The organism is Hydrogenophaga sp. (genome assembly GCF_030656115.1).
Classification (GTDB): domain Bacteria; phylum Pseudomonadota; class Gammaproteobacteria; order Burkholderiales; family Burkholderiaceae_C; genus Hydrogenophaga.
Window position 1 is genome coordinate 1 of the sequence record NZ_JAUSOO010000117.1, and the last position, 9802, is coordinate 9802.

10 protein-coding genes are annotated in these 9802 nt (G+C 65.8%); 6 read left to right on the forward strand and 4 right to left on the reverse strand.

Going from position 1 to position 9802, the window contains the following annotated elements:
- The 4 genes from Q7J58_RS14205 to Q7J58_RS14220 all read left to right on the forward strand — a co-directional run.
- Window positions 1-681 (forward strand): phosphotransferase (locus Q7J58_RS14205; protein ID WP_304829261.1); only part of this gene is annotated, 681 nt, incomplete at its 5' end.
- Window positions 682-691: 10 nt separating this feature from the next.
- Window positions 692-1429 (forward strand): 16S rRNA (uracil(1498)-N(3))-methyltransferase, encoded by a 738-nt coding sequence (locus Q7J58_RS14210; protein ID WP_304829264.1) that lies wholly within the window; start codon window positions 692-694, stop codon window positions 1427-1429.
- Between the two features lie 345 nt (window positions 1430-1774).
- Window positions 1775-2950 carry an MFS transporter gene (locus Q7J58_RS14215; protein ID WP_304829267.1) on the forward strand — a complete coding sequence of 392 codons (1176 nt, stop codon included), beginning with the start codon at window positions 1775-1777 and terminating at the stop codon, window positions 2948-2950.
- Window positions 2951-3031: 81 nt separating this feature from the next.
- On the forward strand, window positions 3032-3526 hold the full coding sequence (locus Q7J58_RS14220; protein WP_304829270.1) for a YidB family protein: 495 nt from the start codon (window positions 3032-3034) through the stop codon (window positions 3524-3526).
- An 89-nt stretch (window positions 3527-3615) separates the two neighbouring features.
- Here the strand turns inward: Q7J58_RS14220 and Q7J58_RS14225 are convergent, their stop codons facing one another.
- The gene (locus Q7J58_RS14225) at window positions 3616-4461 is read right to left on the reverse strand and encodes an alpha/beta hydrolase (RefSeq protein ID WP_304829272.1); all 846 of its coding nucleotides are present in this window, start codon (window positions 4459-4461) and stop codon (window positions 3616-3618) included.
- Window positions 4462-4510: 49 nt separating this feature from the next.
- Entirely contained in the window at window positions 4511-6010 is a 1500-nt protein-coding gene (locus tag Q7J58_RS14230) for a M20/M25/M40 family metallo-hydrolase (protein WP_304829273.1), read from the reverse strand.
- Window positions 6011-6323: 313 nt separating this feature from the next.
- Between Q7J58_RS14230 and Q7J58_RS14235 the strand changes: the two genes are divergently transcribed.
- Window positions 6324-7016 (forward strand): transglutaminase family protein, encoded by a 693-nt coding sequence (locus Q7J58_RS14235; protein WP_304829275.1) that lies wholly within the window; start codon window positions 6324-6326, stop codon window positions 7014-7016.
- Here Q7J58_RS14235 and metW read toward each other — a convergent pair.
- Both metW and Q7J58_RS14245 read right to left on the reverse strand, forming a co-directional pair.
- Window positions 7008-7589, reverse strand: coding sequence for a methionine biosynthesis protein MetW (gene metW, locus Q7J58_RS14240; RefSeq protein WP_304829278.1), 582 nt, complete (start codon window positions 7587-7589; stop codon window positions 7008-7010). The two genes, Q7J58_RS14235 and metW, sit on opposite strands and share 9 nt — an antisense overlap.
- 2 nt (window positions 7590-7591) lie before the next feature.
- Complete coding sequence (locus tag Q7J58_RS14245) at window positions 7592-8767, reverse strand: homoserine O-acetyltransferase (RefSeq protein WP_304829281.1); 1176 nt, start codon at window positions 8765-8767, stop codon at window positions 7592-7594.
- Window positions 8768-9232: 465 nt separating this feature from the next.
- On the opposite strand from Q7J58_RS14245, the gene Q7J58_RS14250 reads away from it, so the two are divergent.
- Complete coding sequence (locus Q7J58_RS14250; RefSeq protein ID WP_304829284.1) at window positions 9233-9664, forward strand: RNA-binding protein; 432 nt, start codon at window positions 9233-9235, stop codon at window positions 9662-9664.
- Window positions 9665-9802 lie beyond the last annotated feature (138 nt).

Genomic DNA, 9802 nt, shown 5'->3' on the forward strand with positions numbered 1-9802 from the left:
TGGCAGCTGGCGTCCAAACCCGGCGTGCTGCCGGCCTACGACGAGCCGCTGTTGCGCCGCGAGCTGCAACTGTTCCCCGACTGGTACCTGGCCCAGCACCGCCAGACCACGCTGCAAGGCAAGGATGCCGAGACACTGCGCAAGGCGTTCGACAGCATCGTCAAGCGTTGTCTGGCCGCACCCAGCGTGTACGTGCACCGCGACTTCATGCCCCGCAACCTGATGATCCCGGCCCAGCCCGGCAGCACGCCGGCGCAGCAGCTCGGCGTGCTCGATTTCCAGGACGCGGTGTATGGCCCCATCACCTACGACATCGCCAGCCTCATGCGCGATGCCTTCCTGACCTGGGACGAAGATTTCGTCATCGACATCACCATCCGTTATTGGGAAAAGGCGCGCAAGGCCGGGTTGATGGACTTTGAAGACTGGCACAGCGACTTCGGTGCCTTCTACCGCGCCGTGGAGTGGATGGGCCTGCAGCGCCATTTGAAAGTGGCCGGCATCTTCGCGCGCCTGACGCTGCGCGACGGCAAGCCCCAGTACCTGGCCGACACGCCCCGCTTCATCCACTACATACGGAACACCACGCACCGCTACCGCGAGCTGGGTCCATTTCTGAAAGTGATCGACCAGGTGGAAGGCTTTGAGGCCGCCTCGGGCTACGCCTTCGGCCGCGTCTGAGCTCACCGACATGCCACGCTTTCACTGCCCCGTCCCGCTGGCCATCGGTGCCGAGCTGGAACTGCCCGCTGCGGCGGCCCGCCATGTGCAGGTGCTGCGCCTGCAGCCCGGTGGCGTCATCACGCTGTTCAACGGCGACGGCGGCGAACACAGCGCCACCATTTTGCGCATGGGCCGCAGCGACGTGGCGGTGCGCGTGGACAGCCACCAGGCCCGCGAATGCGAACCCGCGCGCCGCGTGCACCTGGCCGTGGGCATGCCCGCCAACGACCGCATGGACTGGCTGGTGGAAAAAGCCACCGAGCTGGGTGTGGCGAGCGTGCAGCCGCTGCACACCGCCCACAGCGTGCTGCGCCTGAGCGGCGAGCGCGCCACGAAAAAGCAGGCCCATTGGCAAGCGGTGGCCACCGCCGCTTGCGAACAATGCGGCGGCAACCGGGTACCCAGCGTGTTGCCGGTGGCCGAGCTGGCCGCCTGGCTCAAGACCGCAACCACCGCAGCCGTCGCAGCGCCGGTGTTGCGTTGCGTGTTGTCGCTGACCGACGGCTCGCAGCCGCTGGCCACGGTGCTGGCGGGCCAGTCGGCCCACACCCCGGTGTGGTTTCTCAGCGGGCCCGAAGGGGGCTTGAGCCCCAGCGAAGACGCCGCGGCCCGGGCGGCAGGCTTCGTGCCGGTTACGCTGGGGCCGCGCGTGCTGCGCGCCGAGACCGCTGCGCTGGCGGCGTTGGTTCAGGCCGTCAATCAATAAATCCCTCAGTCTCCAAACAGTTGGAGAACGCGCACATGTGAGCTTGAAGAGCACCCATAGTCAGCACCTCGCTCACAGCAACCGTGTACACAAAGAAGTAGTCGTTCCGCCCCCTCACCGTCACTTCCAAGTTGTGTTTTCGGTCTTCCAATCTAGCAAGCACAGACATTGATCCCAGCAGGTTTTCAGCAAGTTCTGGAAGATCGTTTCTATTAAGAATTGCGAACATACAAGCCCCATGAAGTTGAATTCACAAATAGTGATCGACTTCTTCTCGGAGTCAACGCCTGGCTCCGTCGAAGCTAAAAGCGAATCTGGACCAGTCAGCTGTATAAACACCCGCTTATGAATAAAAACCTCTGGTTGCTGGCCGCCGCGCAAGGCCTGTTCCTCACCAACAACGTGGTGTTCATCGCCATCAACGGGTTGGTCGGCCTGTCGCTGGCGCCGCTGGGCTGGATGGCCACCCTGCCGGTGATGGGCTATGTGGTGGGCGGCGCCTTGTCCACGCCGCTGGTGGCGCGCACGCAGAGCGCGTTCGGGCGCAAGGGCTCGTTCCAGATCGGCCTGCTGGTGGCGTTTGCGTCGGCCCTGCTGTGTTTCTGGGCCGCGATCGACAAAAACTTCTGGTTGCTGGTGAGCGCCACCGTGATCGCGGGTTACTACAGCGCCAACGGCCAGCTCTACCGCTTTGCCGCTGCCGAGCTGAGCGCGCCCGATTTCCGCGAAAAGGCGGTGTCGCTGGTGCTGGCCGGTGGTTTGGTGGGTGCGGTGCTGGGGCCCAACCTGGCCAGCCGCACGCGCAGCCTGTTTGAGGTGCCGTTTGCCGGTGCCTACCTGGCGCTGGCCGTGGTGGCGCTGTTGTCGATGGCGATCATGTCGTTTCTGAAGTTCCCCCCCCTGCCGCCCAAGAAGGCCAACGCCGCCCCCGGGCGCCCGCTGTCGGTCATCATGCGCCAGCCGGTTTTCATCGTGGCCACCGCCGGGGCCGCGCTGGGCTACGGCGTCATGAACCTGCTGATGGCGGCCACGCCGCTGGCCATGCAGGTGTGCGGCTTTGCATTTGACGACGCCGCGCTGGTGCTCGAATGGCACGTCATCGGCATGTTTGCGCCGGGCTTCTTCACCGGCCATCTGATCAAGCGCTTTGGGGTGCTGACCATCATGGGCGTGGGTGTGGTGCTCAACATCGCCTGCATTACGATTGCGCTCTCGGGCGTGGACCTGCACCAGTTCCTGATTGCGTTGTTTTTGCTGGGCGTGGGCTGGAATTTCCTGTTCACCGGCAGCACCACGCTGTCGCTTCAATCCTACAGACCTGAGGAAAAAGACCGCGCACAGGCCGCCATCAACTTTTTTGTTTTTGCCACCATGGCGGTCACTTCTTTTGCCTCGGGCGCCCTCGTCACCACCCAGGGCTGGCAGTGGCTGAACGTGGGTTCGCTGGTGCCGGTGACCCTCACGGGCGTGGCCCTGGCCTGGCTTGCGTGGTTGCGGCGCCAAGCCCACAATGCGGCCTGAACCGGCAGGCATACCGCCACACCGGCCCCGGGCCCAGCCTGCCAGCACGGTGCGGCGCCCGCTTCACACAAGGAACACACGATGGGATGGATGGACTCTTTGATCGGCACGGCCACCCAAGCGGCCATGGGTTCGCTGCCAGGCAACCCAACACCCGCCAGCGGCGCATCTGGTGGGCTGGACCCCCAGATGCTCATGGGCGTGGTGGTGACGCTGATCAACAACGCCGGCGGCCTGCCAGGTATTTTGGCCAAACTGCAGGCCGCAGGTTTGGGTGAAGCCGTTCAGTCGTGGGTGGGTACCGGTGCCAACCAGCCCGTGTCGGCCGACCAACTCGGTGGCGCCCTGGGCTCCGACCTGATGGGCATGCTGGCCCAGCAACTCGGCGGCACGACGCAGCAAGCCGCTGGCACCTTGGCCAAGCTGCTGCCCGGCCTGATCGACCAACTCACGCCGCAAGGCCAGATGCCCGCCGACAACGGCATGGGTGCGCTCGGTGCGCTGCTGGGTGGCAGCGGTGGAGGCAACGCCAACGACCTGATGGGCATGCTCGGCGGTTTGCTGCAAAAGCGCTGAAAGGCCGAGAGGCTGAGCAGACGGCTGCGGTTGCGATCACCGCAAGGGCCCGTGCACAGGTGGTGTGGCGCGCGAACCAATGGCACCGCTCAAGCGGGCGCGCGCAAGCGCAGCCAAGCCTTGAGCGTGCCGTACACGACCGACGGGTCCTGCTCGTTGAAGATCTCGTGGTACAGCCCGTCAAAACAGCGGCTGGTGACGTGACCGGGCGGGGCCATGGCGGCAAATGCGCGGCTGCCGTTGGCACTCACCAACCGATCGGCACCGGCGTACAGGAGCAGGGTGGGCACATGCCAGCACGGCGCTGCAGCCACCACCTGCGGGCCATGGCTGTCAATGAAATGCGCCAGCCGCGCCGAAATGCGGTCGTGCACCAACCGGTCCTTTTTGTAGGCGGCCACCACCCTGGGGTTGTGTGAAATGTGGCTGACGTCGAGTCCATTGCTCAGCGTCAGGTTGGGTGCCCAGCGGTAGAGCCAGCGGATGAGTTTCTTCTGCCAAGGTCCGATGCCCGCGTCCAGCGCGGGCGACGACAGCACCAACCCGTCCACCGGCGCCCGGTGGCGCAGCACAAAGGCCGATGCCACCAGGCCACCCATGCTGTGGCCCAGAAGAATCAGCGGACATTCCCAGGGTTGGGCAATGTGGTGCCGGGTGTCGTCCACCACCTCGGCCAGGTCGTCCAGCAAGGCCGTGTCCGACGGGATCACGCCGCGGGCACCGCCGGACTCGCCATGGCCGCGTTGGTCATAAGCGCGCACGCAAAAGCCCCACGCATTGAGGCGCTGGGCCAGCGGGTTGTAGCGCCAGGCGTGCTCGCCCAAACCGTGAACCACCAGCACCACCGCACGCGGGCGCTGAGGCAAGGGCCAGTCGTACACCGCCAAGCCCAGACCATCGGCCAGCGTAAAGGGCGCCTGGGTGGTTTCGGACATGGCGAGGGCAGCAACGAGCGGGTGCCTGGGGCCAACGACGCTCAGCTGCTCAAGGCATGCGGGCGATCACCTGGGCCACCGAAGCGGTGAGGCGCTGCGCGTAGTCGAGGTGCAGAAACTCGTTGGGGCCGTGGGCGTTGCTCTTGGGGCCAAGCACGCCACACACCATCATCTGCGCGGCGGGGAAACCTTGGCTGAGCATGTTCATGAGCGGAATGGTGCCGCCCTGGCCAATGGTGCCGCAGCCTGCGCCAAAGTGGGCTTGCGAGGCGTCTTGCAGCGCGGCTTCAAACCACGGCGTGGTGGTGGGTGCGTTCCAGCCGCTGGCTGCGCCCTCGCCCTCAAACGTCACGCGGGCCTGGTAAGGCGCGTTGTCTTCCAGCAAGGCTTTGAGTTGCTGCACCGCTTGCGGGGCGTCCACCAGCGGCGGCAGGCGCAGGCTGAGCTTGAAGGCGGTGTAGGGCCGCAACACATTGCCCGCGTTGCGCAGCTCAGGGAAACCGTCGGCGCCGGTCACGCTGAGCGTCGGCCGCCAGGTGCGGGTGAGCAGGGCGTCCACCGGGTCGGTGTTGGTGGGCAAGGCAAATACGCTGGAACCACCGCAGTCGTGGTGTGCCCAGGGAAAGCGTTTGTAAATTTCGTCGCCCAGAATGGCCGCCGTGGCCTTGGCCTGCGCCACGCGCTCAGTGGGCACCTCGCAATGGAAGCTGGCCGGCAGCAAGCGGCCGGTGGCGCTGTCTTCCAGGCGGTCCAGTACCTGGCGCATGATGCGAAAGCTCGACGGCACCAGGCCCGACGCGTCGCCCGAATGGACGCCTTCGGTCAGCACCTCCACCTTCAGCACGCCACTGGCCATGCCGCGCAGGCTGGTGGTGAGCCACAGCTGGTCGTAGTTGCCGGCGCCGCTGTCCAGGCAGATCACCAGGCCCACGTCCCCCAGGCGGGTACGCAGCGCGTCCACATAGGGCAGCAAATCGCCCGAGCCGCTTTCTTCGCAGGTTTCCACCAGGCCCACGATGCGTGGGTGCGCCACGCCCTGGGCCTTGAGCGCCTGCACCGCCGCGATGCTGGCGTACACCGCGTAGCCATCGTCCGCGCCACCGCGGCCGTAGAGTTTGCCGTCCACGATCTTGGGCGTCCAGGGGCCCAGGTCGCTGCGCCAGCCGGTGAATTCGGGCTGCTTGTCGAGGTGGCCGTACATCAGCGCGGTCTGGCCCGAAGCGGGTGCGGGTGTGCCGTCTTGCCCCGCGCTCGCGGGCACTTCAAAAAACAGCACCGGCGTGCGCGGCACACCCTGGGCATCGTTGAGGCGGATCACTTCGAGCGTGAGGCCAGGCACCTGCTGGGCCTGCACCCAGTCGGCCGCGCTGTGCAACACACGGTCCAGCAGGCCGTGGGCGGCCCAGTCGGTATCGAACGCGGGCGACTTGGCCGGCACTTCGATGTAACGCTGCAGTTCGGGCACGATGGTGCCCGACCAGGCCGCGTTCACGTGGCTTTGCAGCGCCTGGGGTTCGAGTGGCAACGGTTGGGGCAGGCGGGCGTTCATGGCGGGGGTCTCCGAGGGGGGCGAGCCGCAGCGGCAACACGGGGCGCGCGTCGGGCACACAAGGGCCAGATGCGTCAAGATTCTGGCCGGGTTTCAAACGTGGGACCCAGTATAGGCACGATGTCGATCGGAGCGCCAGGGGGTACACCACTGGCAGGACTTGTGCAAAACCGCCCTGGCGTTGTTGCTTCGCCTGGCCGTACCTGCGTACTGTCTGCGGCTTCGCCCGCCACTCAGCGCGTGTTTTCGATCTGGCCTGGAGCGCGTCACGCAGGTGTCGGTACCGATCGCTCAACTCTGGTAGCTTGCGGCCATGAACCCATCAACGCCCCTGAATGCCTTGGCCTTTCTGGCCAGCACCGATGCCATCGACAGCGACCACCCCAGCGTGGTGGCGTTTGCCCAGACCCACGCCACCGGCACCACAGCGCGCGAGCAGGCGGTGTCGCTCTACCGCGCCGTGCGCGACCAGCTGCGCTACGACCCCTACCGCATCGACCTGTCGGCCCACGGCATGCGCGCCAGCACGGCACTGCAACAGGGCCACGGCTGGTGCGTGCCCAAGGCGGTGGTGCTGGCCGCGGTGGCGCGGGCGGCGGGCATACCGGCGCGGTTGGGCTTTGCCGATGTGCGCAACCACCTGTCCACCCAGCGGCTGCGCGACACCATGAAGACCGACGTGTTTGCCTGGCATGGCTACACCGAGCTGTGGCTGGACTGCGCCTGGCGCAAAGCCACGCCGGCGTTCAACGTGGAGCTGTGCGACAAGTTTGGGCTGCTGCCGCTGGAATTCGACGGCGTGAACGACTCGCTCTACCACCCATTTGACCGTGCAGGCCAGCGGCACATGGAATACGTGGCCGAACGCGGCCCTTTTGACGACCTGCCGCTGGCCCAGATTGCGGCCACGTTTGCCGAGATCTATCCCGGCCTGCTGGCAGGCCCGGCCGGGGCAGGCGACTTCGCGGCCGATGCCGCCCGCGAAACCGGCCGCGCGTCAGCTTGAGAAACGAAACACCGCCGTGCTGGCCAGCAGGTTGGGCAGACTGCGCACTTCGCGGCCTTCGTGCAGGCCAAAGCTGTCTTCAATGGTGAGGCCGTTGCGCCGGGCCAGCACCTCGAAGTCGCGGTAGGTGCCCACGCGGATGTTGGGCGTGTCGTACCACTGGTAGGGCAGGCGCTTGGTCACCGGCATGTGGCCCTGCAGCACGGCCAGGCGGTTGGGCCAGTGGGCAAAGTTGGGAAACGCCACGATGCCCAGGCGCCCCACGCGCGCGGTTTCCAGCAGCATGGTCTGGGCGTTGCGCAGGTGTTGCAGGGTGTCGATCTGCAGCACCACGTCGAAGGCGTCGTCACCAAACATGGTGAGCCCGCCTTCCAGGTTGAGCTGCAACACGTTGACGCCGCGCTTGATGCAGGCGAGCACCTTGGCGTCGTCAATCTCCACGCCGTAGCCGGTGCAGGCACGGGTGGTCTGCAGGTGGGCCAGCAAAGCGCCGTCGCCGCACCCGAGGTCGAGCACGCGGGAGCCGGGCGGCACCAGGCGGGCAATGGATTCCATCATGCTGGGTTCGGCCATGGTCATTTCCCTCCCACGCTGGCGCGCACGGTGTGCGCAAAGTAGGCGCGCACGGCCTGGTGGTAGCGCGGGTCGTCGAGCAAAAAGGCGTCGTGCCCATGGGGCGCGTCAATTTCGGCGTAGGTCACATCGCGGCCGTTTTCCAGCAGCGCCTTGACGATTTCGCGGCTGCGCGCGGGTGAAAAGCGCCAGTCGGTGGTGAAGCTGATCAGCAGGAATTTCGCACGGGCACGGGCCAGCGCGGTGCTGAGCGAGCCGCCGTGTTCGCGCGCGGGGTCGAAGTAGTCGAGCGCGCGGGTGATCAGCAGGTAGGTGTTGGCGTCGAAGTATTCGCTGAACTTGTCGCCCTGGTAGCGCAGGTAGCTTTCGATCTGGAATTCAACATCCTGGGTGCTGTAGCGGTAGGCCAGTTCGGCCACCGCGACAGGATCTTCGCCATCCACCGCCCGCAGCTTGCGGCCAAACTTCTCGTTCATCACGTCGTCGCTCAAATACGTGATGTGTCCGATCATGCGGGCGATGCGCAGGCCGCGCCGGGGCAGGGTGCCTTCGCGCAGGTAGTGGCCGCCGTGAAAGTCGGGGTCGGTCACGATGGCGCGGCGCGCCACCTCGTTGAACGCGATGTTTTCGGCCGTGAGGTTGGGCGCGCTGGCCACCACCACGGCGTGGCGCACGCGCTCGGGGTATTGCAGCGTCCAGCTCAGGGTCTGCATGCCGCCCAGGCTGCCACCCATCACGGCGGCCAGTGTCTGGATGCCCATCACATCGAGCAGACGGGCTTGCGCGTCCACCCAGTCTTCCACCGTGACCACCGGAAAGTCGGCACCCCAGGGCTGGCCCGTGGCCGGGTTGGTGTGGGTGGGGCCGGTGGAGCCAAAGCAGGAGCCGAGGTTGTTGACGCCGATGACGAAATACTGGTCGGTGTCCAGTGGCTTGCCGGGGCCGATCATGTTGTGCCACCAGCCTTCGCTGCGCGCCAGCGGCTGGCCCTGCGCGTCGGCATGCAGGCCGGCCACGTGGTGCGAGGCGTTGAGCGCGTGGCACACCAGCACCGCGTTGGAGCGCTCGGCGTTGAGCGTGCCGTAGGTTTCCACCACCAGCTCGTAAGCGGGCAGCACGGCGCCGCTGCGCAAAGGCAGCGGTTGGTCAAATCGGAACGTTTGGGGCGTGACGATCACTGGGCATTCCCCGCAGGGCAGGGTCCAAAAAACAAAACCCGGCGCCGCCCAACACAAGTGTTTCAAAGGCGAGGCCGGGAATCCCCCCTTTAGCGGCATTTCTAAAGCGCCCGCAATCTGGATCAAATCGGCGCTGCGGCAAGTATAAATTGAAGCGCTGCCGTGCGTCAGAACGCGTGGCGTTAGCGCCTGCGGACGCTGGTGATGGACCACCACTGCGGCGTGACCCACACCGTGTCCGCGTGCCGCTGGCGGGTGGGGTGTTGTTATTGCGCATCGCCTGCGCACACCCCAGCCAGCGCCACAAAAATAGTCACTGGCCATGCGGCATTGCGCGCATAATGCCTCCCGCGAGTGTCTGAAACGCTCGCTTGACAAGTGATCGGCTGGTTTCGCGTGCTACAGGTTTTGTTTGCTAACGGGGCTCCATCGCTATTTTTCTCAGTGTTATTAGGAGTCCCAACCATGGGCAACAAACTGTACGTGGGCAACCTGCCCTACACCGTCCGCGACGAAGACCTGCAGCAAGCTTTCAGCGCTTACGGCTCTGTCAACAGCGCCAAAGTCATGATGGAACGTGACACCGGCCGCTCCAAAGGTTTCGGCTTTGTCGAAATGGGCAACGATTCAGAAGCGCAAGCTGCTGTTGAAGGCATGAACGGTCAATCGCTGGGCGGTCGCAGCCTGGTGGTGAACGAAGCCCGTCCGATGGAAGCCCGTCCTCCCCGCACCGGCGGCTTCGGCGGCCCACGTGGCGGTGGCGGCGGTTTCGGTGGTGGCGGTGACCGCTCCGGTGGCGGCGGCTACGGTGGTGGTGGCAGCGACGGTGGTTTCCGCAGCCCCTACGGCGGCGGTGGTCGTCGTGACGGCGGTGGCGGTGGCCGCGGCGGTTACTGATCGCTCAGCCCGAATCCACTGAACCGGTTCCCGCAGCCGGTCAGTTCATGAAAAAAGCCCCTCGGCATGCCGAGGGGCTTTTTTCATGAACTGACCGGCTGCGGGAACCGGTTCAGTGGATTCGGGCTGAGCGATCAG

Bases quoted from the DNA above. Each gene is read 5' to 3' on its own strand.
- Q7J58_RS14235 (WP_304829275.1), top strand. From the start codon at position 6,324: ATGAACCCATCAACGCCCCTGAATGCCTTGGCCTTTCTGGCCAGCACC.
- Q7J58_RS14250 (WP_304829284.1), top strand. From the start codon at position 9,233: ATGGGCAACAAACTGTACGTGGGCAACCTGCCCTACACCGTCCGCGAC.
- metW (WP_304829278.1), bottom strand. From the start codon at position 7,589: ATGGCCGAACCCAGCATGATGGAATCCATTGCCCGCCTGGTGCCGCCC.
- Q7J58_RS14225 (WP_304829272.1), bottom strand. From the start codon at position 4,461: ATGTCCGAAACCACCCAGGCGCCCTTTACGCTGGCCGATGGTCTGGGC.
- Q7J58_RS14215 (WP_304829267.1), top strand. From the start codon at position 1,775: ATGAATAAAAACCTCTGGTTGCTGGCCGCCGCGCAAGGCCTGTTCCTC.
- Q7J58_RS14230 (WP_304829273.1), bottom strand. From the start codon at position 6,010: ATGAACGCCCGCCTGCCCCAACCGTTGCCACTCGAACCCCAGGCGCTG.
- Q7J58_RS14210 (WP_304829264.1), top strand. From the start codon at position 692: ATGCCACGCTTTCACTGCCCCGTCCCGCTGGCCATCGGTGCCGAGCTG.
- Q7J58_RS14220 (WP_304829270.1), top strand. From the start codon at position 3,032: ATGGGATGGATGGACTCTTTGATCGGCACGGCCACCCAAGCGGCCATG.